Origin of the sequence: Microbulbifer salipaludis (assembly GCF_017303155.1) — a bacterium.
GTDB classification, from domain to species: Bacteria; Pseudomonadota; Gammaproteobacteria; order Pseudomonadales; family Cellvibrionaceae; genus Microbulbifer; species Microbulbifer salipaludis.
The window spans coordinates 727,941-754,246 of sequence record NZ_JAEKJR010000001.1; the positions used below are offsets into that span (position 1 = coordinate 727,941).

At 59.0% G+C, this 26,306-nt stretch carries 23 protein-coding genes; 6 read left to right on the forward strand and 17 right to left on the reverse strand.

The annotated features are described in order from the left end of the window. Positions 1-5: 5 nt before the first annotated feature. The 7 genes from JF535_RS03060 to JF535_RS03090 all read right to left on the reverse strand — a co-directional run bounded on the left by JF535_RS03060 (position 6) and on the right by JF535_RS03090 (position 7,428). Positions 6-2,000, reverse strand: a complete 1,995-nt coding sequence (locus tag JF535_RS03060; protein WP_206998940.1) for an alkyl/aryl-sulfatase — start codon at positions 1,998-2,000, stop codon at positions 6-8. Beyond that, the gene (locus tag JF535_RS03065; protein WP_206998942.1) at positions 1,997-2,434 is read right to left on the reverse strand and encodes an SRPBCC family protein; all 438 of its coding nucleotides are present in this window, start codon (positions 2,432-2,434) and stop codon (positions 1,997-1,999) included. Before JF535_RS03065 ends, JF535_RS03060 begins: the two co-directional genes overlap by 4 nt. 52 nt (positions 2,435-2,486) lie before the next feature. Beyond that, positions 2,487-3,722 carry a glutathione S-transferase family protein gene (locus JF535_RS03070; protein WP_206998944.1) on the reverse strand — a complete coding sequence of 412 codons (1,236 nt, stop codon included), beginning with the start codon at positions 3,720-3,722 and terminating at the stop codon, positions 2,487-2,489. A gap of 104 nt (positions 3,723-3,826) precedes the next feature. Next, positions 3,827-4,468 carry a glutathione S-transferase family protein gene (locus tag JF535_RS03075; RefSeq protein WP_206998946.1) on the reverse strand — a complete coding sequence of 214 codons (642 nt, stop codon included), beginning with the start codon at positions 4,466-4,468 and terminating at the stop codon, positions 3,827-3,829. Between the two features lie 14 nt (positions 4,469-4,482). Continuing rightward, complete coding sequence (locus JF535_RS03080; RefSeq protein WP_206998948.1) at positions 4,483-5,166, reverse strand: glutathione S-transferase family protein; 684 nt, start codon at positions 5,164-5,166, stop codon at positions 4,483-4,485. Between the two features lie 51 nt (positions 5,167-5,217). After that, entirely contained in the window at positions 5,218-6,333 is a 1,116-nt protein-coding gene (locus JF535_RS03085) for a hypothetical protein (protein ID WP_206998950.1), read from the reverse strand. A gap of 6 nt (positions 6,334-6,339) precedes the next feature. After that, complete coding sequence (locus JF535_RS03090; protein ID WP_206998953.1) at positions 6,340-7,428, reverse strand: DUF2855 family protein; 1,089 nt, start codon at positions 7,426-7,428, stop codon at positions 6,340-6,342. Between the two features lie 238 nt (positions 7,429-7,666). On the opposite strand from JF535_RS03090, the gene JF535_RS03095 reads away from it, so the two are divergent. Beyond that, positions 7,667-8,236: a TetR/AcrR family transcriptional regulator gene (locus JF535_RS03095; protein WP_206998954.1), complete on the forward strand. Its 570-nt coding sequence runs from the start codon at positions 7,667-7,669 to the stop codon at positions 8,234-8,236. A gap of 359 nt (positions 8,237-8,595) precedes the next feature. After that, positions 8,596-10,800: a TonB-dependent receptor gene (locus JF535_RS03100; RefSeq protein WP_206998956.1), complete on the forward strand. Its 2,205-nt coding sequence runs from the start codon at positions 8,596-8,598 to the stop codon at positions 10,798-10,800. A 116-nt stretch (positions 10,801-10,916) separates the two neighbouring features. On the opposite strand, the gene JF535_RS03105 is transcribed toward JF535_RS03100, so the two are convergent. From JF535_RS03105 to JF535_RS03140, 8 genes are all read right to left on the reverse strand, one after another. Beyond that, positions 10,917-12,650 (reverse strand): arylsulfatase, encoded by a 1,734-nt coding sequence (locus JF535_RS03105; protein ID WP_206998958.1) that lies wholly within the window; start codon positions 12,648-12,650, stop codon positions 10,917-10,919. A gap of 169 nt (positions 12,651-12,819) precedes the next feature. Then, positions 12,820-13,668 carry a type 1 glutamine amidotransferase domain-containing protein gene (locus JF535_RS03110; protein ID WP_206998960.1) on the reverse strand — a complete coding sequence of 283 codons (849 nt, stop codon included), beginning with the start codon at positions 13,666-13,668 and terminating at the stop codon, positions 12,820-12,822. 182 nt (positions 13,669-13,850) lie between these two features. Beyond that, entirely contained in the window at positions 13,851-15,950 is a 2,100-nt protein-coding gene (locus JF535_RS03115) for an AsmA family protein (RefSeq protein ID WP_206998962.1), read from the reverse strand. A gap of 163 nt (positions 15,951-16,113) precedes the next feature. Next, positions 16,114-17,271, reverse strand: coding sequence for a lipase family protein (locus tag JF535_RS03120; RefSeq protein ID WP_206998964.1), 1,158 nt, complete (start codon positions 17,269-17,271; stop codon positions 16,114-16,116). A gap of 3 nt (positions 17,272-17,274) precedes the next feature. Beyond that, positions 17,275-17,679: a DUF6795 domain-containing protein gene (locus JF535_RS03125; RefSeq protein WP_206998966.1), complete on the reverse strand. Its 405-nt coding sequence runs from the start codon at positions 17,677-17,679 to the stop codon at positions 17,275-17,277. A gap of 363 nt (positions 17,680-18,042) precedes the next feature. Further along, positions 18,043-18,558, reverse strand: a complete 516-nt coding sequence (locus tag JF535_RS03130) for a DUF6795 domain-containing protein (protein ID WP_206998968.1) — start codon at positions 18,556-18,558, stop codon at positions 18,043-18,045. Between the two features lie 242 nt (positions 18,559-18,800). Next, positions 18,801-20,942: a TonB-dependent receptor gene (locus JF535_RS03135; RefSeq protein WP_206998970.1), complete on the reverse strand. Its 2,142-nt coding sequence runs from the start codon at positions 20,940-20,942 to the stop codon at positions 18,801-18,803. Between the two features lie 91 nt (positions 20,943-21,033). Next, positions 21,034-21,324, reverse strand: coding sequence for a hypothetical protein (locus JF535_RS03140; RefSeq protein WP_206998972.1), 291 nt, complete (start codon positions 21,322-21,324; stop codon positions 21,034-21,036). Positions 21,325-21,476: 152 nt separating this feature from the next. Here JF535_RS03140 and hisB point away from each other — a divergent pair, with 152 nt between their 5' ends. From hisB to hisF, 4 genes are all read left to right on the forward strand, one after another. Further along, positions 21,477-22,064, forward strand: a complete 588-nt coding sequence (hisB, locus tag JF535_RS03145) for an imidazoleglycerol-phosphate dehydratase HisB (RefSeq protein ID WP_066960431.1) — start codon at positions 21,477-21,479, stop codon at positions 22,062-22,064. A 13-nt stretch (positions 22,065-22,077) separates the two neighbouring features. Continuing rightward, positions 22,078-22,722 carry an imidazole glycerol phosphate synthase subunit HisH gene (gene hisH, locus JF535_RS03150; RefSeq protein WP_206998974.1) on the forward strand — a complete coding sequence of 215 codons (645 nt, stop codon included), beginning with the start codon at positions 22,078-22,080 and terminating at the stop codon, positions 22,720-22,722. A 198-nt stretch (positions 22,723-22,920) separates the two neighbouring features. Beyond that, a complete protein-coding gene (hisA, locus tag JF535_RS03155) occupies positions 22,921-23,664 on the forward strand; it encodes a 1-(5-phosphoribosyl)-5-[(5-phosphoribosylamino)methylideneamino]imidazole-4-carboxamide isomerase (RefSeq protein WP_066960436.1) in 744 nt (247 codons plus the stop codon). Positions 23,665-23,690: 26 nt separating this feature from the next. Next, the gene (gene hisF, locus JF535_RS03160) at positions 23,691-24,461 is read left to right on the forward strand and encodes an imidazole glycerol phosphate synthase subunit HisF (protein ID WP_206998976.1); all 771 of its coding nucleotides are present in this window, start codon (positions 23,691-23,693) and stop codon (positions 24,459-24,461) included. Positions 24,462-24,483: 22 nt separating this feature from the next. Here hisF and JF535_RS03165 read toward each other — a convergent pair whose 3' ends face one another. Both JF535_RS03165 and JF535_RS03170 read right to left on the reverse strand, forming a co-directional pair. Continuing rightward, the gene (locus JF535_RS03165) at positions 24,484-24,729 is read right to left on the reverse strand and encodes a DUF6316 family protein (RefSeq protein ID WP_066960442.1); all 246 of its coding nucleotides are present in this window, start codon (positions 24,727-24,729) and stop codon (positions 24,484-24,486) included. A 123-nt stretch (positions 24,730-24,852) separates the two neighbouring features. Then, positions 24,853-26,250: a S41 family peptidase gene (locus tag JF535_RS03170; protein WP_066962069.1), complete on the reverse strand. Its 1,398-nt coding sequence runs from the start codon at positions 26,248-26,250 to the stop codon at positions 24,853-24,855. Positions 26,251-26,306: the final 56 nt, after the last annotated feature.

Consider the following 26,306-nt stretch of genomic DNA (forward strand, 5'->3'; position numbering starts at 1 on the left):
TGTCGTCACGGAGTGACGATATCAAATTTCCCATCGGCCATACTGAACAGTGAAAAGAACCGGATCAGGTCCAGCTTGCTGCCGGCAACTTCCAGCTCATCGGAAAACAGCACTTCCCTGGCGCTCGCCTGCCGGGTCAACAGTCTCAGGAACAGATCGTGGGTCAGGGTCAGGGTGGCATTGGCATTGGGGTCGGGTTGCCGCTGCCAGTAGTGCAGCACGGCGTTTTCGACCTGCAGTACATAGCTCTGGTTGAGGTCGGGGAAAACGAAGTTGACCGTTAGATTTTCGCCCTCGGCCTTGGGGCCGTCCAGGCCCACCGCGATGGTGTCGAGAAAGCGCGGCAGGGGCATGTACTGCAATTGCTCGGCGGCCAGCGCCAGATCCATACCGCGCTCGGGGCCGCCGTGGCGCAGCTCGTAGGCGCCGCTCAGATACACGTCCCGCCACGGGCCGGATTCCGCGCTATACCCCAGCTGGTCGTAGGTTTTTGCCAGCAGGGCTTTGGCGTCGTCATTATCGGGTTCCGCGAAGACCAGGTGGTTGAGCACCTCTGCCACCCAGCGGTATTCATCATCGTCAAAAGAGCGCTGCGCCTTGCTCAGTACCGCATCGGCACCGCCCATAAATTCGATGGTCTTTTTCGCCGAGTCTACCGGTGGCAGCGGATTTAGATTGGCCGGATTGCCGTCGTACCAGCCGAAATAAAACTGATACACCGCTTTCACATTGTGACTGACAGTGCCGTAGTAACCACGGGTGGAAAAGTTCTTGCGCAGCGACGCGGGGAGTTGGATCTGTTCGGCGATTTCCTGTGGCGTCAGACCGGCATTGGCCATGCGGATGGTCTGGTCGTGAATGTATTTATACACATCGCGCTGCTTTTTGAGAAAGTCCACCACCTGCGCGTTGCCCCAGATCGGCCAGTGGTGGCTGCCGAAATAAATCTCCGCATTCCCGAAGCGCTGGATCACATCATCGATGGTGTTGCTCCAGTTCAGGCTGTCGCGCACCTTGGCGCCGCGCAGGGTGTAGACGTTGTGCATCTGTTGTGAAACCAGTTCGGCACCACACCATGCATTGTGCTCGGGCAGGTAGAAGGTCAGTTCCGCGGGGGCTTCCGAGTGGGGTGCGTTCTGGAAGACAAAAGGCACGCCGTCAATCTCGTGCTGTTGCGGCGTTTCGGTGACCAGATAATTTGGTGGCAACACGCTGCTGGAACCCAGCGCGGGCTCTTTGCCCAGGCCGGTGTCCACATGCGCGCGCTCGGAACGCGGCAGTCGCTTGCCATACATGTACAGGGCGCGGCGATACATCGCCATGCCGGCCATGGAGTTCTCGCTGGTGGCCTCTTCCATAAAGCCTTCGGGTGCGATGAGGTCCACCTTGCCACTGGCGATCTCCTCGGCGGAGACCAGCGCAGTGGCGCCACCAAAGTGGTCCACGTGACTGTGCGTAAAGATAACCGCAGAAATTGGCTTGCGCTGCAGGTGCTGCATGGCAAATTCGAAGGCGTAATGGGCGGTTTCTTTGGATGTGAGTGGATCGACAACGATCCAGCCCTTTTCCCCATCGATCAGTGTCATGTTGGCGAGGTCGAAGCCACGCAGCTGATATATGCCCTTGGTGACTTCAAACAGGCCGTGGATATTGTTCAGCTTGGCCTGGCGCCAGAGGCTGGGGTTGACGCTGGCGGGCGCGTCGCCCTGAATGAAGTCGTAGGCGGTAAGGTCCCACACGGGGCCGGATCCGGGCCCATCAATCCGAAGCTCGTCAGCGCTGGCAATCAGGCCGCGGCGGGCATCGGCAAAGTCCTGCTGATTGGCAAACGGCAGTTGGTTGAGCACATCGGCATTCGCGCGGATGGTCGCCGCGGTGGGTGCGCTGAAACCGTATTTATCCGCGCTGTCGTTAATGCTGTTGTTGGCGTTGTTATCAGAACTACTGCCGCAACCAGTCAGGGCGGCGGCACAGAGCAATACGGGAATAAACGGCTTCATAGTGCAGCGATTTGCTTGAGTAGTGAGCCAAAGCCCTGGCGCCCCTTGCGCTCGAATAGGGGGCCGAGAAAGAGTTTGCCGAGAACAGGGATGTTGATGGAGCCTCTGGAAATCCAGGTGACCTTGGTCCCCCCTTCTACCTCGCTCAGGGTAACGCTGCCGATTTCATGGTTGAATGGCAGGGGCGAGGATTTTTCGATCTTGTAATCGAGCCGGTAGGGGCGCTCGAAGCAGGTAATGCGCTCTGCAAATTTTATCGCGCCAAGATCAAGGTGGCGCAGCGCTCCCTCGCCATTTTTCTCGGTATGCCCGGGCTCCAGAAGCTTTGCACCGTCTACTCCGCGAAAGCGTGCATACGCCGCGTGGTCGGCGAGTATTTCGAATACGGTGTTAATGTCTTTGTCGATAATACGTTCTACATGAATATCAAACATGGAATGTTACTTCGCTATTAGCTACAGGTAATGGCATAACGGTGGATGCACATCAGGTGGCATTGGCCTGCGCGGCCTTCTCCTTGATGCGCTTAATGCGCGCGTCCGGAATACCATCTTTGATAAACGGCGGGGTGAACCCGTCGAACAAACCGTTGTGAAGGATTCCGTCGCCCATCAATCCGGGCATTATCCGCGCGTCGCGCAGGGCGCTGGCCAGGTCCGTTTTTTCGCCATCGGTCAGTGCTTCGTAACGCAGCTGCAGCTGTTCGAAGCTCCAGGCGCGGTATTGATGCGCACTGAAGGACGCGGTTGCGCCGTAAATGGTTTCCTCGAAGTGCCTTTCACGGGCAATGCAGGCCTTCGCGGTGGCTTTTGCCAATGGCAGATAGGTCTTGCCGATAAAGCCCAGTAGTGCCAGCAGGCTGTCTGGCAACCCTTCATTAAAGTCGATCCAGTCGCCGAACTCGGTTTGGCCGGCGCAGCCGCGGGTATCCCCCAGGTCGGTGATGGTCTGTATCCAGTTGCAGGTGCGCGGGGCCTTCACTTCCATGATTTCGTTGGAGCGGGGGTCTTCATACAGGTGCACCTTGAGCGGCCCGTATAGGGAGAAGTCCGCGACTGACGGTTTGAATCCCAGCAAAAACTGATGGTGCTTGAAGTGTTGTTCGAGTATCGCCAGCAGATCTTCAACTTGCTGGTCCATGCTGGCACGCACCTCGTCACCCACAAGACCCAGGTGCTGGTTAAAGCCGGACTGGCGTTCCACCAGGAATGGCGCCAGGTCTTTGGCTTCCATGTCGGCACTGCCAAAGGTGAAACCCCTGGCGATGCGGTGGCTCACGGCGGCCCGGTTCTGTTCATTGCCCCAACGGGTGTGCATGTGAATGCGCGGCATGTATTCATCGGCAAACTCTTCGATCAGCCACATCAGGAATGCGAGGCGCGCATCGTGCGGTACGGTTTTCACTGCCGGAAATTTTTCTTCCAGATGCATCACAATCGGAGTGGAATCCTGCATCACCTGATCATCGGGTGTCAGCATAATGGGGACAATGGATTGTCCGGCCACTTTCTTTGCCCACTCGAGTTCCATATGGTTGGCGCCCACCTTCTTATAAGGGATGCCCTTGTAGTTCATGAAGGTCATGACTTTGTAGGAGTAGGGCGAAGCCTGTGCCTGCCAGATGCGGTAGTGATTCTCTTGGCCGCGGTGGAGCTGTTTACTTTCTTCGTGCAGCTTCTGTTGGTGTGCGATGTTGGCCGGGATTTCTTTATTCTCTTGCATATTTTTTCCGTTGGGTAGAGCCGTCTACTCATGTTAAACGCTGGCAAATTATATTTTTAGCTTCACGTTTCATCGGGTGCGTTAGTAACGCCTGGTATAGCTGTTTAACTCAGCCCCAGAACCCGTGCTTCTTTTTCCAGAATTTTTTGAACGGCCGGCAGTGCCTTCACTCGCTCAATCAAACCCGCCAGTGCCGGCCAGCGCGCTGGATCGACATCGTAGCCGGCGTAGCTGGCATTAAAGAACGGGCTGGCAATACACAGGTCGGCCATGGAGAAGTCACCGAATATAAAATCCTCTGTGGGGATTTGGCTCTCCAGGTAATCCAGCAGCGGGGGCAGGTCGCGGTCGATGATCTTCGCTACTTTTTCCTCGTCGGGTGCCTGCATGAACGCAAGTGGTCGCATAAAGCGCTGGAAGAAAATGCCCGCGGCGAGTTCGGAAACGCGCCCGCCACACAGGTCTTCGTACCAGTGCGCCCTGGCCCTTTCGGCCACGGCTTGTGGATACAGTGGTGTTTCCGGGTAGGCCGCTTCCAGGTACTGGCAGATCACCTTGGAGTCCCCCAGGGTCAGGTCACCATCCACCAGTGTGGGGACCTTGCCGAGGGGGTTGATTTTCAGGTACTCCGCGTCGCCACTGAACGGCATTTGCGGAATCAGCTTGAAGGGGATGCCCTTGAGGTCCAGAGCGATCAAAACTTTGCGGACAAAGGGTGAGCCGTGCACACCGTAGACCTGGATCATGTTGTGTTCCCCAATTAGGTTTGCAGCGCTTTGCGCGCGCCGGTTTTGAATTTCTCCTGCTCTTTTTCGTCGTCGAGCAGGTTGCCGAGGCTGAACGGCACTGCAATGCCTTTTTGCATGCCGGGCTGTTCGTACATGGCGCTGAGCCAGCGATTGAGATGCTCGAGGCCTTCTACCGATACACCGGACCATTTGTGGGTGCGCACCCAGCACCAGTTGGCAATGTCGGCAATGGAGTAGTCGTCGGCGAGCCATTCGCGCTCCGCCAGCCGCGTGTCCAACACTTCGAACAGGCGTCGGCATTCATTGTGGTAGCGGTCGATTGCCGGCTGCAGTTTCTCCGGGAAATAACGGTAGAACACATTGGCCTGACCCATCATCGGGCCGACGCCGCCCATCTGGAACATCAGCCATTGCATGACCGTAGTACGGCCCTTGATATCGGTGGGCAGCAGCTTGCCGGCCTTTTCCGCCAGATAGACCATGATGGCGCCGGACTCGAATACCTCGAAGTGGTCCTGCGCGCGGTCAACGATGACCGGGATGCGACCATTCGGGTTCATGGCCAGAAATTCCGGTTTTTTCTGCTCGCCCTCAACAATATTCACAAAGTGTGATTCGTAGGGAATCTCCAGCGCTTCCAGCGTGCAGGATGCCTTGTGTCCGTTGGGCGTTGGGGCCGTGTAGAGATCGATCATGCGCGTTAGCTTTCCTGTTGATTATTATTGCCGCGACAAAATACGGCTGGTTCAGGCCGCAGTGACCCGGTCGAGTTTGTGTGGCAGGTCGTCGCGGCCAACTTCGATCAGATGATCGGCCAGCGCGCCGCGGTTGCCACTTTGCCAAAGTTCGAAGAAATCGTCGGCGAGGCGGCGGTTCATATCGGCCACGGTATTCCAGTACTTGCGCAGTTCGTCTTCCGTCAGGCGACGGAAGTCGTCGCGGTCGGGAACTTTTCCGTAGGGCAGGCTGGCTACAAAGGCCGGTGACGGCGCCACAAGCAAGGTGTTTTCCATCGCACCACCGCGGACCCAGCGCCAGCTGAGGGACTTGTCAAACCAGCCCGGCACCATATACGGGAAAAAATGCGGGTACAGGGCCAGGCCCTGTGGGTGCCGGAAGGCGAGGTCGAAGTGGTAGTCGGTAATACCGCCGTCGCGGTAGTTGCCAGCCGGTGCGCCGTGGGGATTCTGTACTCCCGCCATGACCAGCGGAATCGCACCGCTTGCCAGTACCGCATCGGATACATTGTGCTCGGATAGCCGGGTGTTGACGGTGCGCAGGTTGTCGAACTGTATCGACGCGGATTCGCCGGTGTGGAAGACCACCCGGTCCCAGAAGGCGCGCAATGTGCGCCGCGACACCGCATTGGCCATGGCCGATGCCATCAACACTGGCGCCAGTACCGCGCGGTTTTCGCTGGCCAGCGGGCCGCGTCCGCGCACGGTCACAAAATGGCTCTGCCAGATGGGGTTGTTTGCTACCTGCTGGGCGCCGGTCGGGCCCAGGGCGGCGAGTACCATCTTTTCGCCGACCGCGGTCACTTCCGCAGGGGTAGGCCTGTCCGATTCGTACTGCTGGTTGATGTAGGCATCTTCGAGCCGGCCAATAGCCGCGGGGGCATCCTCCAGCGCGTAACACATATTGCGGAAGCTGCCGATGGAGGAACCCACGCTGGTGATTGGCGTATTGCGGCCGGCAAAAAACTCGCCTGCCAGCAGCCGGTCGAGGTGGCTGATTGCCAGCCATTTGGGGCCACCGGAGGCGCCGATCAGGGTGGAGAATTGCTGCTGGTGCAGCCCCTCCTCGCGGATGCGCCGGGCGGCGCTGGCGCCGGCCAGCAGTACGCAGGAATAGCGTTTCATAAGCAATCAGTCGAGTAGTGAAACCATCAGCCCGCGGCTGGCGCCGACCTTGTTGTCCAGCAGTTGCTGCCAGGCGTTATCCAGAGCCTCGGGCCCGTGCAGCCACTCGACCTTGAGGTTGCCGCTGGTGGCCATGGCGATCTCGGCGCTGGCCATCATGGCTTTTTGCATCATTGCGCCGGGCCCCCACTCCTTATCGCGTTTTGCGATCTGGCCGGGGGCAAAGAAGAAGGTGGGTTTGGCCCCGGGCAGGTCGCCGGCAGCACCGCCGCCTTCCCAGTGGCTGGCGCCAACCATGGCGCTCTCGACAATGTTGTCGCCGATATGCTGGTGCAGGGCGCGGGTCAGGGTGACGTTACCGGACATGTCGATATAGGCGGTGCGCAGGCTCGCGTCGATCTGGCTTTCCTCACCGTAGTGCACCACCTGATCGCAGCAACCCAGGTCGCGCACAAACGCGGTGTTGCCGGCGGACGTAACGCCCACGACCTTCGCTGTGATTTCGTTATCGCGATGCAGCAGGTGCGCAAGGCCGAAGCCGGTCTTGGACGAGACGGAACCGATGACCACCTGCTCGGCGCCGAACAAGGCGTTGTCGATGAGGTAGTCGTACAGTACGAACGAGGTGGCAAACAGCGGGAACAGCAGGCAGCGCTCATTCTCCAGCTTGGTGAGAATGTCTGGCTCCGCCTGGGTGCGGCGGTAGGCGTTGTACATGGCGGGCAGGGCCTGGCGATGTTCCGCCATATCCATAAACTGGTCCTCGCGCACCTTGCCCGGGGTCAGCACCGTGTGGCTCGCCATGGGGAAGAAGCCCCACAGGCGCTCGCCGGCGGGGACCTCGGGGCAGTGGGATTCGATCACTGTGCCGCAGGCCCACACCGGCACCTTGCCCCATTGCCCTTCCGCAGGGAAATAGCCCCAGTAGCCGATCATCTCCCCGGACAGGGCGTAGCTGACGTTATTGGCGGTGAGGCCAAACTTGTCGATGGCAACCAGCACCTGGCCGTCCCCGGCGGTGAGGTCCCGTTTACCGACCGTGCGTGTCTTGCGGAAGTCCTTGCGGTCGACCCAGAGTTCAGTGCAGCTCGCCATTTTCAGGTCCTTTATGTTTTATGAATATAATGACACTATATATGCCAATACATGATTCGCCAAGTGCCATTCGTCTCGAAAGGGCCGAGTACCGGCAGCGGGAATTCGAGAGAATGGCTGGGTGCTGGGAAAGTTGTGCGGCGAATAGGTCGTCAGCGTTTGCTGTGGCACAATATCGCGCCATCGCGCCGAATTACTGGGTGGGTGGTAGCAAGTTCAAAGTGGAAGCGGGGACGTTATGGAAGTCAAAGTAGATGGCCGCGCCCTGCGCAGTGTGCGCAGTCGCCAGCAGATTATTGACGCGATGCTCGCTCTGATGGAGCGCGAAATCTATATCCCCACGGCGCAGCAGGTGGCGGATGAGGCAGGTATTTCCATCCGCACAGTATTCCGGCACTTCACCGAAATGGAGTTGCTGTACGCGGAGCTCAATTCGCAGGTGCGCCCCGTCTATGAAGCCCTGTTCAACAAAATGCCGATGGAGGGTTCCCTTGAGGAGCGGCTGACCGGTTCGGTGCGCTGTCGCATGGAAGCCTTTTCGCAGCTGATTCACCTGCAGCGGGCGACGTGGAGCCTGTTGTGGCGCTCAAAGGTCATCTCCGACGTTTATGAGTCCAATGTGCGCAAAATGCGCAAGAACCTGGAAAAGTGCCTGCCGGAAATTTTGCAGTTACCCGCCGACAAGCGCGAAGCGGTGGATGCAATTATGTCGTTTGAATTTTACGAGCGTCTTTCGCGGCACCAGAAGCTCTCTGACCAGGCCTGCGGCAAGATCGTTGAGGGGCTGCTGAAGGATTTGCTCACCTGAGCTTGTTGCCTTCCTTTTGCCGCCCTTCTTTCGTTTCCCTGATGTAGCCTGTTCCTGCCTGAATCTTCCTCCCTTCAAGTGACTGCTAACAGGTCGCTGCATGCGATCCATGCGTTCGGCCCGCGCCTCTTTCTCGCAATAGCCGGGTAACAGTTTGTCCTTAATTGTGTAGAAGTGACACAGGTTGTGCCGATTTATTCGGCTGTCCGCGATTCGCCTTGCATTCAATTGCCTGGTTTGGCTAGCATACAGTTGATGTCGCAAGTTATGACAATAGTTGGCGGTCAGGATCACCGGTGGTCTGGGTGGGCTCATTCGCCAATTCACAATAATAATTCCAGCGATCTGGGAGAGAGACCATGCCGATGAATAAACTGTTTACCAAGACCGCACTCGCGGTCGGCCTCGCCAGCGCCGCCGCCAGTGCGTGGGCTGAACTGGAAGAAGTTACCGTCACCGCCACCAAGCGCGAGCAGAGCGTGCAGGACATTGCCGTCTCGGTGAGTGCTCTGTCCGCTGAGGAAATGCGGCAGGCGGGCATCGACGATGCAAAGGATGTGGCCGTGCAGGTACCGAGCCTCACGGTTAACCGAAATATGAGCCCGTTTGCGGCTGGCATTCGTATCCGCGGCTTGGGCACCAACCAGAACGATCCCTCGCTGGAGGCCTCGGTGGCGGTAGTGGTCGATGGTGTTTACCTGGGTCGCTCTGGCCTCGGCCTGTCGGATCTGGTGGATGTTGAGCGGGTCGAAGTGGTGCAGGGACCCCAGGGGACCCTGTATGGCAAGAACGCCAATGCGGGCGTGCTTAATATTGTCACAACCGGTGTCAATATGGAGGAGTCTGAAGCGCGACTGGAGGCCTCCGCCGGCGACTATGGGCTGCAGAAATTCACCGCCTCGGTGAGCGCGCCGGTTGGTGACACGGCGGGTTACCGCCTGAGCGGGTCGGTACACCAGCGCGATGGCTGGCTGAAAAGTGGTACCGGCCCGGACCAGAACGACCGCTCTGACTGGAACCTGCGCGGTAAATTTACCTGGGAGCCTACCGACGCGCTCAGTGTGAACCTGATAGCCAGCCGTGTAGAGCGGGATTCCAGTTGCTGTGGTGCCGACACTACCATCAGCCCGGCTATGGCCGGCGTGTTGCAGATGAAGGGCCTGGAAGTTCCCGAAAGCGATCCGCTGGATTACTACAGCAATAACGATTACCCGCTGGCGTTTACCCTCTCGGCCGATGCGCTCAGCGCGGTGGTGGACTACGACCTGTCTTTTGCCACCCTCACTTCAATCACCGCCTGGAACGATTACGAATGGGTGAGCAGCTTTGACGGTGACCGCACCGAACTCGACCTCTACTACGTGGACGATGCGTACCGTGGCGAGAGCCTGGTGCAGGAACTGCGCCTGAGCAGTGATCTGGACGGGCCGCTGCAGTACCTGGCGGGCCTCTATTTCAGTCATGAAGAGCTGGGCCGCGGTTTTGGCCAGCCGGTCGCTAACTTTGGCTCGGACATCCTCGCTGTGGGCACTCAGGTGCATCCGCTGGGGCCTGCATTTGCCATGCTGGCACGCCCCGGCGACAGCTCCACGATCGACAATGCCTGGGAGACCGATACCTTTGCGGCCTTCGGCCAGACCACCTACACCTTCTCCGACAGCTGGGAAGCTACCGTTGGCCTGCGCTACACCGCTGAGGAAAAATCCGCAGATATGTATGTGCGGGCTGATTCCACGGCAACCGGTATCCCCGCCGGTGCCTTTGGCCCGGCGGGGCCGGCTATGAATATCCCGCCACTGATCGCGGCACTTTACGCTCCGGTAGATGACAGCTTCCGTCTCGAGGACGACAGTGTCACCGGTATGGCGAGCCTGACCCATTTCGTCAATGAGGACGTGATGGTGTTTGCCTCTGTTGCCACCGGCCACAAGTCCGGCGGTTTCAACGGCGTGGCGGGCGCGGGTGCCGAGCGCACCTACGATAACGAGCAGACCACCAACTACGAGCTGGGTATCAAGTCGCGTCTGTTCGACAACCAGCTGGAGCTCAATGCCACGGCGTTTCATATGCTGGTGGATGACCTCCAGTACCTGAGACAGCAGGCCATGGGCCTCGGCACCTATGTCGCCAATGAGGCGGATGAAGGCACAATCAAGGGCGTGGACCTGAACTTTGCCGCAGCCCCCTGGCAGTTCCTGAAGCTGAGCGGCGGCGTGCAGTATCTGGATAACGATGTCTTCCCTGCCTCGCGCTGGACTTCCAATCTCGCGGCCACCCTGATGGCGCCGGTGGCGGACGGTGCGGCCTACCTGCGTACCGACTACAACTATGCCTCGGATCACGCGGTGAATCCGGATGTTCCCGATTTTGTGCAGGATCGTGAGACCGTCAATGTGCGTGCCGGTTGGCGCAATGAGGACTGGGATGCGGCGGTGTGGGTGAAGAACGCCACGGACGATGTCTACTCCTACCTGCGCACCGTGCCCGCGGCGATGACCGGCGCCCAGCAGGACTGGCTTGCCGAGCCTCGCACCATCGGTGCTACGGTCAGCTATCAGTTCTGAGGCGTGGTACCGATCTAGTGTGAGTGCTGGGCCCTGCAGTGGGCCCATGCAGATGCAAAAAAGCCGGCAGGAAACTGCCGGCTTTTTTGTGCTCTTCGGTTTGTACTTTTGACCCGCTAGCCGCGGCGGCGGCGCCACAGCAGCAGCGCCGCGACGCCGGCCAGCAGTAACCCGGCGAAAAGGGCGATCTGCGGCAAACGCTGCTTTACGGCATTGCGGGTGACCTGGCGCCGCTGGTTGTAGTCCGGCGGTACCGGCAGTACGCCGTTGTCGCGCACATAGGTTTCGTAATCCGACAGCAGCTCGGCAAAGCGCGCCGGCTCCTGCTGTTCCAGCGGCGTGGTTTCACCCGGGTCGCGCTCGATATGGTACAGGTGCCACTGGCCATCGTTATTCGGACCGCGGTTGAAGGTGATCTTGTAGTCGCCCTTGATCAGCGCCGCGTTGCCACCGATTTCGTAAGCGATGGTGTCCTCGGGGCCGTACACTGCGGTAGCGGATTGCTCGATCAGCGGTAGCAGGCTGCGGCCGGTCATTGGCTCCACGGCGCGGCCGCGGTATTGGCCGCGGTGGTCGGCAACCCCAGCCAGTTCCAGCAGGGTCGGCGCGAGGTCTTTGACATAGGCGGTGGCGTGGCTGATTTGTCCGCGCAGGACATCGGCAACGGCTGGGCCACTGACCACTAGCGGTACCCGCATGCCGCCCTCCCCCGAGTGGAATTTGTAGTGCCCGAGGGGCGCGGCAGCGGCACTGGCGAAGCTCGGGCCGATGGTGGCGAAGCTGCCCTTTTCGCCGAGGGTTTCGTAGTCGTCGGTGTAGTCCAGCAGCTTGAGCATCAGCAGGCGCTGTGGGCCGGTAATTTCATTGGGCTCGGGACCGTTGTCGGAGGTGAAGACGATAACGGTATTGTCGTATTCACCGATGTCTTTCAGGTACTGCAGCAGTCGGCCGATGTGGACATCCATGGCATCGACCATGCCCGCATACACCGCCATGCGTTTGGCGTTGTAGCGCTGTTCCTCTTCCGACAGCGTCGCCCACTCGGCGGTGGTGTTCATGTGCTTCATCGCCGCATCGGCGGGCACCAGTCCCATCGCTTTCGCCGCTTGCTGGCGCTGGCTGCGGATCGGGTCCCAGCCCTGGCGATAGGTCTCCAGATATTTCTGTGTGTATTTCCTTGGGGCCTGCATAGGCATATGCACGGCCATAAACGGTAGGTAAGTGAAAAACGGTTTGCCGTCGGCGCGGTTGCTGTCGATCTGGGCGATGGCCTTGTCTACCAGGAACTCTGAGGAATAGAAATCCTCTGGCAGTTCATACGGCTCGCCGTTTTCAAACCACAGGGTTTTTTCATATAGCGGCAGGTAGCTTTTGTTGGACCAGTTATCACCGCCGGAATACGGCATCATGACGGTCTGTTCGAAGCCGCGGTTGATCGGGCGCAGCGCTGGATCCTTGTAGCCCAGGTGCCATTTGCCCGCCATGTAGGTGTGATAGCCCGCGTCCCTGAGCTGGGTGGCGATGGTCACCACGTCCTTGCGCAGGTGGCCCTGGTAGAAGGGAGAGTGCGACTGGGCCGGCGTCAGTGCTTCGGCGATATTGGCGACGCCGGCGCGGTGGCTGTCGACGCCCGACATCAGCATGGCGCGGGTCGGAGCGCAGCTGGGCGCGGTGCGGTATTTGCTGAAGCGCAGCCCCTGTTGCGCGAGGTCATCCAGATTGGGGGTGCTGATCTCGCTGCCGTAGGCGCCGAGATCGGTGTAGCCGAGGTCGTCGGCGAGGATCACCAGGATATTGGGGCGCTTGGCGGCGTCGGTGGATGTTGCTGACTCACTCGTACTTTCACTCATTTGCGCCTGCGTCACAGCACTGATGGCGGCGGCCAGTGAGGTGCAGAGCAGTGTGCGGGCGAAATGTTTGCCGGTGCGGCGGGCGGTTGAAGCGGGTTTGCGGTACATAGGGGTTGCGCCTGTATGGGGCTGGTCGCCAGCGATAGAGCTGGCGACGTGAACGTGGGCCTTAGGGCTTGGCGGCAATGGCCATCATCTGATGCGCGGTTTCGTAGCCGGAGTTCTGGTTCTGACCGGTGACAAAGCGGCGTTCATCATCCACGACAACGTGGGTGGCAAAGATGTCGCGGAAGGCGGTCTGCTTTTCGTACTCGGCGCCGGCCTTGCGCAGCTCGGTTTCCGGGTGCTGTGGGGTGACCTCGATACCCAGCTCCTTGATCTGCTTGTCGCTGACTCCGGTCATACGGCGCCCGGCAATGAGCAGCTTGCCGTCCTTGTCCTCGGCCTTGATCAGGCCCAGCACACCGTGGCACACCCCACCGATTACCGCGCTGCTATCGTAATAGGCCTCGCTGACCTTGCGCCCCAGAGCATCGGAATAACCCAGGTCGTAGGCTGCACCCCAGCCGCCGGCCATAAAGATGATGTCGTACCGGGTAAAGTCGACCTCGTCGATACGCAGGGAATTCTTTACTTTGGCCTGCACTACCGCATCCTGCAGGTAGCGCTCGTCCTCCGCGGTGCGCACCGCGTAGAAGAAGGATTCCGGGTCCACCGGGATCTCGCCGCCCTGGATGCTGGCAATGTCCACCTGCATGCCGCCGTCGAGGAAGGTGTAATAGGGCACGGTCATTTCCGAGGCGAACACGCCGGTGGCCTTGCCGTCGGTCTCGCCGGGTGCGTTCAGGGTGCCGTGGCTGGTGGTGATCACCAGCGCACGCTTGCCCGGCAGTGCGACGGTGTCGCCAGTGTACTCGGGGTGGAGCCCGGCCTTGTGGAGGAGGGTGGGCAGCAGCAGGGCGAACGCCACAGCCACGACCGTCAGACCGGCCGCGGCGATGAGAAGTTTGTTGCGCATCCTATTGGGTCTCTGTAAGAAATGTATTGGCATATATTGCGACAATATAAGTGGTGGGTCAATTTTCTTGCGGCGGGCAGCCTGTGGGTCGGGACTTCAGGCAGCGGGCAGGGACGGGGACCGTGTTGGAATCCGGCATAACGGGCTGGGCGGAGGGCCCGGCCCATGGCCGGGCCGGTGGTTTAGTCGCGGTTGAACAGGCCCTTGAACCGGTCCTTGAGCTTGTCTTTCAGCTCTTCGGTTTTTTCCTGCACTTTATCGCCGTATTTCTTCTCGGCTTTGTACTTGAGCTCTTCGCGGATCAGGTCGTCGAGGCGGCGGCTGTCCGGCTTGCAGGTGGTGGCACCGGCCTCGTCAAACTTGGCTTTGCAGCGCAGTGGCAGCGGGCGGTTACGCCAGCGACTGTTCTGTACCGAGCAGCCGTTGCCGGATGTCTTCTCGCCTACCAGGGCCAGGCCAAGGGCAAAGTCGAAGTTTTGCTGCTCCAAGTTGACGGTGCCGTCGCCGCTGAGTGCGATATTTTCGATGCCGGCATTGATGCCTTCCACCTTGGCCACGTCACCATTCAGGTTCACGCTGGTGCGCAGGTCCTGCAGGCGGGTTTGTGCGGGCCACTCTCTTTCTGGCAGTGGCGTTTTTTCGGCGTAGCTCACCAGCTGGCACATGCCTTTTTCCAGATTGAAGGGCGCCAGTGCCAGCTCCTTGGCGTTGAGCTGCACTGCGGCGCGCAGGTTTTTCTGCAGCGCCAGGGTGTCAGCACCGCTGGTCTGGGCCACCCAGGTAAGGTCGGTCTTGCCAGACAGGGTGACCTTCTTCTGGTCTGCGGCTTCCGGTTCGTCGCTGGCGAACAGCGCTTCCTGGACCTTGGATATTTCTACGCCGCTCAGGCCGCCACTCAATTCGCCGCGCGCGGTGTTGCCGCGGGCATTGAATACACCGGTGCTGTTCAGGTTGCCACCGTAGAGCCCAGCGGCGAGCTTGTTCAACTGGTACAGGCCGTTATTCACGTTCACTGCCAGCTGCGGCTGGTCAATTTCGAAGTCCAGTGCGTGCAGCTTTTCCAGGGTCAGGTCCAGCTTGGCATTGAAGCCGCGCATGGACTCGAGGGGTAGCGGCACCGGTTGTGCGGCGGTCATATCGGCGCTGAGCTCACTTTGCTCCGGGGCGGCTGCGGGGGGTGGCAGGTAGTCGTCCACGTTGAGTTCGCCGCCTTTGAGGCTCAGGGAAACACTGGGGATGTCGCCGGCCTGATAGCTCGCGCTGCCGTTGAATTTGTGGCCGTCCAGTGACAGTTCCAGTGGTTGCAGGCTCATCTGCTTGTCGGTGCCACTGATATCGGACTCGATGGTGAGTCTCTGCAGGGCGCTGCTGCTTTGGGCCTTATAGTCACTACCTACGCTCGCAAGCCAGCCGGCAATCGGGTCCACATTGACCTTGAGGTTGAGCTGGATCTGCCAGGGGGCATCGGCCTTGGGGCGGCGCACGTTACCGCGCAGGTTGACTTCAGCACTGGCGCCGTCGGCGCCGGTAAGTTTGATGTTGGCCGGCTGCAGGCGCAGCCCGTTCAGCCCCTCGTCGATGGCGAGGCTGCTGTGGATATCGAGTTGGATAGGCTCTGGAAGATCGCTGCCCGCCAGCTCGGCGGCTACGCGCACGTCACCTGGTTTGCCGCCGGGCACCAGGTTGTCGGCGGAAATCTGTAGTTTGCTCACGGCATACTCGGTGCCGGTTTGCCGGTCGGTGTAGCGCAGCACGCCGTCTTCCAGGCGCAGCTGTTCCAGCGCCAGTTCAAGGCCACCGGCTGAGGCCTCTTTCTCCTTCGGAACATCCAGAGTGGGCGGGGTTTCGCGCTGGGTCTTCGCGTCCTGGGCGGCTTTCGCCTCCATAGCGTCGGTAATCAGCTCCCAGTTGCCCTTGCCGTTCTTGTCCACGGTAAGCGCCACCTGGGGGCCGAGCAGAACAATCTCCTGGGCTTCGATGCGCTTGTCCAGCAGCGGCATCAGTGCCACACCTACCGCGACCTTATCGGCTTCCAGCAGTGATTCACTGGGCAGGGCCAGCGGTGCCAGTTTCACACCTTCGAGCTTTAGCGCAATGTTGGGCCAGATTTGCCAGCCGATATCGCCGTCGAGTGTCAGGGCGATCCCCTGGTCCGCAGCGAGTTGCACGATTTTGGGCTTGTACTGGTTGGCATCGAGGCCGGAAAGGAACCAGGCGACAACGCCGGCAAAAAGTACGAAGAGAACAACGAGGGTGATAAGACCGCGTTTGATCCAAGCCATAAAGAGCGCATCCTTATTCGGGAAATGGCGAGAAAAGGGGCGACACCGGGAGCACTTGTTGAAGTGCTCCCGGTGTCGCGGATGCGACTATTGAAGCAGTTGCCGGTAGGAAATGAAACCTCATCCGGCGAGGACCTTGAAGGCGCTACGCCGGATGAGGGGGTCAGTGCTCTGTGTGGCGCCCGGCACGCAGCACCAGTTCAGACACAGCGTTGTGCATGCGGATAAAAATTGTCCGGATGAGCGCGATGGTGATATTGGTGCCATCGGCAACCACGATACCGATCATTCTGCCGAGCCGGATGAGCAGTCGGGTGACCCAATGGGAAACCTTCTTGCCGAAGTCGTGGGCCTTTTTGAGAAAAATCGCCAGTTGATCCATCAGCGTGAAGGTGGTGGCTCCGGTGACAACAAGTGCGATACCAGCAAGTTCTACCACCTTTTTCAATACCCACATCACCGCCTCAGCGGCAACCCAGGCCGTATTCAGTGTTAGCGAGAGGGGGCCATCTGACTCGAGCCAGCTCTGGATGCTGCGTTGAATCAGGGTGGGGGGGCGCTTTTTTCTCACCAGGTCCCAATTGTGCTTTTCTTCCCCTCCGGACAGTGAGGCGATGTAATTGTCCATTTTGTGGTATTGGGCGGGGTTGAGTGCAACGCCGGACTGAAGGAGAAGATCACCGGGCCCGCTATCCGGCACATGGATAAACGGCCAAGTAGGGACCATCGCGACAGGATCGGTTCGATGGTAAACGCGAAAAATATTGGAGTCTTCGAGCCGCTTGGTTGCACCATTGGCGAAGAAGTCCAGGCCTACGCGAGGGCTACCAAACGTATACAGCTTTACCGTTTTATTACTTTTTAACTTTAGATAATCTGCCGCGAGAGTGGCCAGAGCGCCTCCGAGGCTATGGCCTACACAGTGAATTGTGTGAACATCGTTCGGCAGGTCATCCACGAAATCGTCGATGCTTTTTACAAAGGATTCAAAGGTGTAATAGAAGCCCTGGTGCACCAGGCCACCGGTGTGAAATTTTTTCAGTCCTGCGTTCAGGTCGGTTAGCCCGTCATAGAGGCTAGCAGTTCCCTTCAAAGCAACGAAGGAGTGGCCTGTGTAGTCGTTTATCCCATGTGTCGCAATGCCCATGGTATGTGTGCTTTTCAGAAAAGTGAACGCCCCGGTTTTCCCCTTTAGTTTCGTTTCTTCTATGTTGAAGTAGTTTTCGTAGAGCTTCTTAAAGCGCTCCTGACGAAGGCTCAATTTTATGTCGTATATGTCTGATGCGAGTCTTGCTGCAAATTCGGGAGTCAGGTTATTCATGAATTACTCCCAGGTACATTTTGTGAAAAGCGCAGGGCCGAAATCTCGGTAGATTTTTTCTTCGCTATTCAGGTCACACTTGAGGTCGAGTGCTTTTCCACCAAGCTCGGAATTCTTTGAAGAATCCCTTTTGGATGCGGACCAGATAACGATTTCCTTTCCGTCATGCACGACGGATATTTCCTGGCCTACAACGAACTCAGCCGGGATGAATTGCACTGCCGAGCGGCGACGCACCTCGGGGAGAGAGAAATTCCCATCATCATCCGTAACGGTTTCGTCCTGCTCCATCGACTGATGCTCCCACTTGCGAATAATTTTGGCATTGCTAATAGGCTTGTCGTCTTTAGTCACTACGCCAGTTACCGGAGAAAAAAAGTAAGCCTTCCCTGCGTCAAAGATCGACATTGAATATCCTTTAGTGGTGCTGAAGGTGCTAAAAAATGCGCACAGTAAAATAAGTGCCAATTTTGGTGTAATTTTTTGGGTCATATGTGGGCTGGAAATCCGACTACGGATGTTCAGGAAAATTATTTGTTGCTTCGATTCTAACGGTGTTTATTTGGTTGTCGATAGCTTTGATTTGTTATTTGTGGTACAGGCGTACAAAGACCGGCGGCGGAGCAGGTTGTATGCGGTGATGGCGGTAAATTTACAGCCTTATTGAACTGTTCAGGATGCAGGTCAAAAAACAGTTTTCTTGCGTGCTTTCTTTTGATTAGGTAAAAGTCATTGGTTATGTTGACGCTGAACCACGGGGGGTAAATTTCGTTACGTGAATTCCTTTTCAGCGTTAATAGTGGAGTTATTCTTTGGTTGCCAGGTGCAGCGTGTTCCCACGATAGAGCCAAACGCGCGCTGGGTCTTTGGTTCACTAGTCAGCTCGCAGGTAAGTTGCAGGGGCGCACCGTACATCTCGCTATTGAGATCTGCATCACGCTTCGCGTAATTCCAGATTTCATATTCCTTACCCTCGAATTGCACCGCCAGATGTTGCGCCGAGACAAACTCCATGGGGAAGGCTTTGAGAAGGTGATTTTCGAATTCCGCCGGTAAGGTTACATGGCCATGGTCATCAGTAGTGAACTGATCTGTGCGTTCTTGCTTCCACTCAATGGTTCGGGTGATCTTGGCTCCTCTGGCGGGCGCACCTTTGAATAGAATGGAAATTTCCATTTCAGAAAAAGTGCAGGCTTTCAATGGATTCATTTTGGACATGGCAGCTCCAGGCCAGGGTAGTGAAAGAATCAGAAGTGCAGCAGGCAGGGCGATAAGAAATTTTTGCACTGATTCCGCGTCCTTGGTTTCAGGTTGAGCGGATGATTGTAAGACGAAATGCTCACATGTCGAGTAACAATGTATTTGAAAAGTCAGTTGGTACTGTCGTGCAGGAATCCGCGACGCTCAACAGTGTGTACTTTAGGCGCTGTGGTCGGGCGGGGAGCGTGAATTTTTTGAGGGAATAGTGGGGCGGGTGTTGAGCATTCCGTGCAATGCCGGCCGACATTGCACGGAATGCTCAGGTTGGATTAAAAGTGGATGCGCACCCCCGCTTCCACACTGCGCCCCGCTTCCGGCGCGAAGTCGCGCAACAGCGAAGTGGCGTTGCGGATTTCTTCATCCAGCAGGTTGCGTGCATTGGCAAACACCACCGCATCGTTACCCGCCAGTTTGAAGTTGTACTGGGCGGTGAGATCCATGCGCGTGTAGGCGTCGGTGCTTTCTTCAAATGTGCCGGGGCGTTTCTGCTCGGTGGCGTGGGTATTGCGCCATTGCCAGTTCCAGTTGGCGTAATCACCGCCGAGGGCGAAGCCGTAACGCAGCGGCGGCAGGCGTGGCACTTCGCGGCTTTCACCGGCGATGCGATCATCAAAGCTTGCACGCACACTGTCGCCAAACAGGGTCAGGCTGAGGCCGCTGGCCAGCGGGAATTGCACCGAGGCTTCAGCGCCATAGAAGGCGGCATCGCGGTTCTGGTAGCCGTAGATGGCGAATTCACTTTCTTCATCTTCCAGGCCGGTATTGGCGGCATAAATGTAGTCGCCGATACGGTTGTAGAACACATTGGCTTCCACTTTGGTCGCGTGCCATCCGGTCGCGTCCTGATTGTGGTGGTGATAGCCCAGCTCCAGGTTGAGCGAGTTTTCCTTGTCGAGGTTTTCGTCACCGATGATGTAGCGGGATTCCGCCAGGTGAGCGCCATCGGCAAACAGCTCTTCGGCCACCGGTGCGCGCTCGGCGCTGGTCAGGCTGACACTCAGGTGCTGGTGCTCTTTCAGGAAATACTGCAGTGCGCTGGACAGGCCGACCAGAGTGAAGTCTTTGTCGTTGCCGTATTGTGGGTCGATGCTGACCGTCTCCAGGCGGGCCCCCAGGTCCAGGTGCCAGTTGCCCCACTCGCGCTCTTTCATGGTAAAGGCGCCGAGACTGTCGGTGATGGACGGGCGAATGAACGCCTCATCGCCGATCGCAGCAAAGTCCTTGCGCGACACTTGCAGGCCGTAGGCACCGCGCCACTCGCCGCCGTCATCATGGGTAACCTCCACGCGACTTTCCCAGGCTTTGTTGGTGAAGCGGGTGCCGGGTTCGCCGTCCTCGATCTCGACGTGTGCGTAGTCGTTGTGACCCAGGCGGAAGCTGATCTTGTCCCAGTACTCGCTGTTAAAGGCGTGCTCGCCCTTCAGGTCGTAGCGGGTTTGGGCCAGGTCAATACGCACCCCTTCTTCGCCGTGCTCTTCATGCTCCTCTGCAAGCGCGTGCTGTTCGCCGCCCTCTTCGTGGTGCTCGTCTTCATGATGAACATGGGTGCCCAGGGGGATGCCGTAGTTGTTCTCCAGACGGTTGACAGAGAAGCCAATAAATCCGCGGTCGGTTACCCAGGACAGGCCGGCGCTGCCGCTCTTGGCGCGGGCGTTGGTGTTACCGACAAAGCCATCGGTATTGAACTCGTCCTCGTGGTGCTCTTCACCGGCGTGTGCTTCGTGGTCGTGCTCCTCGTGCTCCTCATGTTCAAGGACTGCGAGGCCGGGAATCTGTGTATTGCCGTTCTCCCGGTAGACACCGTCCAGGTACCAGGCCAGGTTGCCTGCGCCGCCACCGAGGCGAAACACGCCCGCATCCTGGTTATTGGCGGTGTCGTGACGCATCTCGACCGCGCCCTCGGTGGCTTCTGGAACGCGGGTGGGGATGCGGCCGTCAATCACGTTGACCACGCCGCCGATGGCGCCGCTGCCGTAGCGCAGGGCGGCCGGGCCACGCAGGATTTCAATGCTGTTGGCGAGCAGGGGTTCGATACTGGCCGCGTGGTCAGAACTGGTGTTGGAGGCGTCGGCCACGTCCAGGTTGTCGCTCAGCACCTTCACCCGGTTGGCGCTCTGGCCGCGAATGACCGGCAGGCCCACGCCGCCGCCGAAGGCCGCATTGGCCACGCCCAGCTGGCTGTTGAGGGTCTGGCCCAGGGTGGCCGCGGCGGACTTGCGCAGTTCATCGCCGCTCAGTACAGAAACCGGCGCCGCTACTGCATCGGCGGGTTTGGCCAGTGGGGACACCGTAACATTGACCTCTTCCAGGGCCTCTCGGTCAGAATCGGTGGCCTGAGCGGAAGCGGCAGAAGACACAGCAGAAGAGAAAGCGCAGGCAACAGCCAGCGCCAGAGTGTTTACTCGGTACATTTTGAATTATTCCTGTCAATCACAGGCCGCGGCCGCTCGAGAGACCGGTGCCCGAAAACGTAAGCGTTATGTGTTTGCTAAATCGGCGCGTTCAGCGGATAGACAGGTGTACGGGAGGGCCGCGGGCGGACTGGCGCTCCGGCTGGCAATCGAGGGCCGCCGGGGCCTGCTGCTGGATATACAGCGGCGCCAGGTCAGCGGAGACGAAGGTGAACTCAGTCCCCGCGGGGGCGGGCGTGTGGTTGTGGGACAGGTCGCACATGCTGTGCGCCCGCTCTTCGATGTGAATATGCTCCGCCAGCACCGGCTGCGCGAGCATCAGCGCGAACAGCAGTACAAAGCTGACCCAGACAGGGGTCTTGTGGCGGGGGTGCATAGTCATGGGCGGTATGATATTTGATCTCTGTGACGAATCAAGTTTCATCTGACACTATCCGCCAAATTCCGGCCCATTTGGGCGTATAATTCGCGCCTTCTGTCTCAGGGGCCAGCCAAACCGGTGAGTCCCGCCCTGCAATCAAGGATGTAGACCTCATGCGCACCGCCAGCGTCAACCGCGACACTCTGGAAACCAAGATCCAGGTCAGCCTTAACCTCGACGGCAAAGGCACCGGCAAATTCAACACCGGCGTCCCCTTCCTCGAGCACATGATGGACCAGATCGCCCGCCACGGCATGATCGACCTGGATATCACCTGCGATGGCGACGTGCATATCGACGACCACCACACCGTGGAAGACATCGGTATCACCCTTGGCAAGGCCATCAACCAGGCCATCGGTGACAAAAAGGGTATGACTCGCTACGGCCACGCCTACGTGCCCCTCGACGAGGCGCTGTCCCGCGTGGTCATCGATTTCTCCGGTCGCCCCGGTCTCACCATGAACGTGCCCTTTACCCAGAAACGCATCGGCAACTTCGACACCGAGCTGTTCTATGAATTCTTCCAGGGCTTCGTCAATCACGCCCTGGTGACCCTGCACATCGACTGCATCCGCGGCTTCAACGCCCACCACCAGATCGAGACCGTGTTCAAGGCCTTCGGCCGCGCCCTGCGCATGGCCCTGACCCCGGACCCGCGGATGGAAGGCGCCATGCCCTCCACCAAAGGCGTGCTGTAAGGCGGGAGCGAAGATGCAAAAGATCGTCGTCCTCGACTACGGCATGGGCAACCTCCACTCCGTCGCCAGCGCCCTGCAAAAAGTCGCTCCCGCTGATGAAGTGGTGCTCGCCACCACGCCTGAACAAGCCGAAGGCGCTGACCGCCTGATCGTCCCCGGCGTCGGCGCCATCCGCGACTGTATGGAAGGCTTCATCCGCCCGGGCTTCGTGCCGCTGCTGAACCGGTGTGTCGAATCGGGCATGCCGATTCTCGGCATCTGCGTGGGCATGCAGATCATGATGGCGAGCAGTGAAGAAAATGGCGGCGTCGACTGCCTGGGTATCTTCCCGCAGCCGGCAAAGTTTTTCGGCAAGGACCTGTACGAAAATGGCCAGCATTTAAAAGTCCCGCATATGGGCTGGAACCGGGTGCAGCAAGCCATCGACCACCCCATGTGGCGCAACATCGAAAACGGCAGCCGTTTCTATTTTGTGCACAGCTACTATGTGCCCGCGGAAGACAATGAAGCCGTTGCTGGCATCACCGACTATGGTGTGCAGTTCGCCGCGGCAGTGACCCACAACAATATCTTTGCCACCCAGTTCCACCCGGAAAAGAGTGCGGATGCGGGTATGCAGCTGTTGAAAAATTTTGTCGATTGGAACGGTGCTGCTTAAGAGCGCCGGCCGGCGAAGTAAATAACTAGATGCGAAGGCAGGGTGCCGGGTAAGTCTTTTCAAAAGCGTCGGCAACAGGGATGTTGCCGACGCAGCGTACAGGGATGTATTCACAGCGGTTTTGAAAAGACTTACCCGGTGCCCTGCCGCCACCGGGCCTGAAACTAACCGGGGCCCCGAAACAGGAAGTTAACCAAAATGATCGTAATCCCAGCCATTGATCTGAAAGACGGCGAGTGCGTGCGCCTGCGCCAGGGTGAAATGGAAGACGCTACTGTCTTCTCCGACGACCCCGTCGCCACCGCCGAACACTGGCTCAGCCAGGGCGCCAAGCGCCTGCATATCGTCGACCTGAACGGCGCCTTTGCCGGCAACCCCGTCAACGGCGACGCCGTCAACGCCATCGCCCGCCAGTTCCCGCAGTTTCCGATCCAGATCGGCGGCGGCATCCGCGACCTTAAAACCATCGAGTGGTACCTCGAAGCCGGCGTGCAGTGGACCATCATCGGCACCGCGGCGGTGAAAAACCCGAAACTGGTCAAGGAAGCCTGCCGGGAATTCGAAGGCCATATCATCGTCGGCCTCGATGCCAAAGACGGACTCGTCGCCACCGAAGGCTGGGCCGAAGTCTCCGATGTGCAGGCCACCGAGCTCGCCAAGGAATTCCAGGACTGTGGTGTCAGCGCCATCGTTTACACCGACATCGCCCGCGACGGCATGATGCAGGGCGTCAACCTCGAATCTACCATGGACCTCGCCCGCGCGGTGCAGATCCCCATCATCGCCTCCGGCGGTGTCAGCTGCATCGAAGATATCGAAAAACTGCTCGCCGCTGGCGATGACAAAACCGAAATCTTCGGTGCCATCACCGGGCGTGCGATTTACGAAGACAAGCTCGACCTGCAAAAAGCACAACAGCTGTGCGACAGCTGGAACAAGTAACTGAAATAAGGAACCGGGACAACAGCATGGGCCTCGCCAAACGCATAATCCCCTGTCTCGACGTCGACGCCGGCCGGGTGGTCAAGGGCGTGAATTTTGTCGACATCCGCGATGCCGGTGACCCGGTGGAGGTCGCCCGGCGCTACAACGAAGCCGGTGCCGATGAAGTCACCTTCCTGGATATCACCGCCACCCACGAGGGCCGCGATACCACACTGCACACCGTGGAAAAAATGGCCTCTGAGGTGTTTATCCCCCTGACCGTGGGCGGCGGGGTGCGCGAATTGCAGGATATCCGCAACCTGCTAAACGCCGGCGCGGACAAGACTGCGATCAATTCCGCTGCGGTGTTCAACCCGGACTTTGTGCGCGAGGCCGCCGATCGTTTCGGCAGCCAGTGCATCGTCGTTGCCATTGATGCCAAGCAGGTTGGTAATCACAAAGAGCCGAAGTGGGAAATCTTCACCCACGGCGGACGCAAGCCGACCGGCATCGACGCGGTGGAGTGGGCGAAGAAAATGGACAGCTTTGGTGCTGGGGAAATCCTGCTGACTAGCATGGATCGCGATGGCACCAAAAACGGTTTTGACCTGGCCCTGACCCGCGCCATCTCCGACGCGGTGTCGGTACCTGTCATCGCCTCCGGTGGTGTGGGTAATCTGCAACACCTGGCCGACGGCGTGCTCAAGGGTGGTGCCGATGCCGTGCTTGCGGCGAGTATTTTCCATTTCGGTGAATACACCGTGGCCGAAGCCAAGGCGTTTATGCAGAACGCGGGTATTGAAATGCGACTTTAACTCGCGAGTGCGTACGGCCCGCTTATAGTTTTTGCGTGCCGCGCCAACGGCGTGCGCGCAGGCTGCCAAACGGACGCACGTTGCCGGTGTATTTGTTGAGGGGGTTGAGGAATTTGTCTACGGCCTTTTCGGCTTCTTCGCGACAGGCGTAGGGGCCGAAGGTCTTGCCGCCGCGGACGGTGAAGTACCAATCGTCGTCCAGTTTGAAGAAGCGGTCTGCTCGGGGAGGGATAGACTCTCCTTTTTCGCCACGACGATACTGCTGCATGACAACCTCGCTAATACCTCTGTAACGACTTCTTACTACCGTCCCGCCAATGCCAGCGGTAACAGCACACCCAGTTAAAAGCCTAGCCAATAACCGGGTGTCACTCCCTGTAATTACCGGGATTTACAGGTCTTCGGCGCGAATTTGTGCCACCTGATCTTTCGCTTTCGGTGCACTGCTTTCTTCAGTGCCCGTGGGTGTGCGACGTACATAGAGATTCAGGCCCTTGAGCACATTCAGTGCTTCAAACACCTGGTTGTCACGGCTGTACCAGTCGTCCTGCTTGGCCTTGGCCCGCTTGCGATCTTCCGAGCCGCTTTCGGCACCGCCGTTGCCGTTACCCAGGTGCCCGGCCAGATCCGCTTCGGTGGTGCGTGCGCGGCCGTCCAGGCGGGTAACCTGCACTCTTTCAACGGTGATATCGGGCTTGATGCCCTGGGCCTGAATGGAGCGCCCCTTGGGGGTGAAATAGAGGGCGGTGGTGAGTTTGATCGCGCGATCCTGGTTGATCGGGATAACGGTCTGCACCGAGCCCTTGCCGAAACTGTCGGTGCCCATGACCACCGCGCGGCGGTGGTCTTGCAGTGCGCCGGCGACAATTTCCGCGGCGGAGGCAGAGCCGTCGTTGATCAAAACCACCAGCGGTGCGCCGTTGGTGACATCGCCGGCACTGGCGGAGTAGCGCAAGTTGGACGAGTCATTGCGGCCCTCGGTGTAAACCACTAGCCCTTCCTCAAGGAACGCATCCACCACTTCCACCGAGGATTGCAGCACGCCGCCGGGGTTGTTGCGCAGGTCGACCACCAGCCCTTTCAGTTCGCCCTTTTTCTTCAGCTTTTTCATGGCGCGCATCAGGTCGCCGCCGGTGTCCATCTGGAACTGACTGATCCGCAGGTAGCCGTAACCGTCTTCGAGCATCTCGCCGCGCACACTGTATACGCGCACCTTGTCGCGCTTGACGGTGACATCGAAGGGCTCCTTGTGGCCCTTGCGGCCGATGGTCAGGGTGACCGAGGAGCCCACCGGGCCGCGCATTTTATCCACCGCCTCGTCCAGGCTTACCCCGCGCATGGATTTGCCCGACAGGCGCAGGATCACATCACCGGCGCGCAGTCCGGCGCGGGCGGCAGGTGTGTCGTCCATCGGGGTAATGATGGTGATGTAGTCGTCTTCGATACCCACCTCGATACCGAGGCCGGCGAATTCACCGGTGGTGTTGGCCTGCAGGTCGTCGAACGAGCGGCTGTCGAGGTAGGCGGAGTGCGGGTCCAGCCCCTGCAGCATGCCCTTGATGGCGTATTCCAGCAGGGTGCTGTCGTCGACTTCATTGACGTAGCCCTGACGGATCTGTTCGAACACTTTGGCAAAGCTGCGCAGGTCTTCCAGCGGCAGTCGGGATTCGGCTTCCTGGACCGCGCGCACGGCGCTGTTGTCCTGGTCGCCCTGGCTGAGTCCCATCAGCGGAAGAGCGGCGAGAGCGGCGGCGCCAATCAGGCGGGCCAGTGTTTTGGTGGTGAACATCATCTGCACGTCCTTGGCATTTATCGTTACTGTCCATGAAGAATTGTAGACCCGGC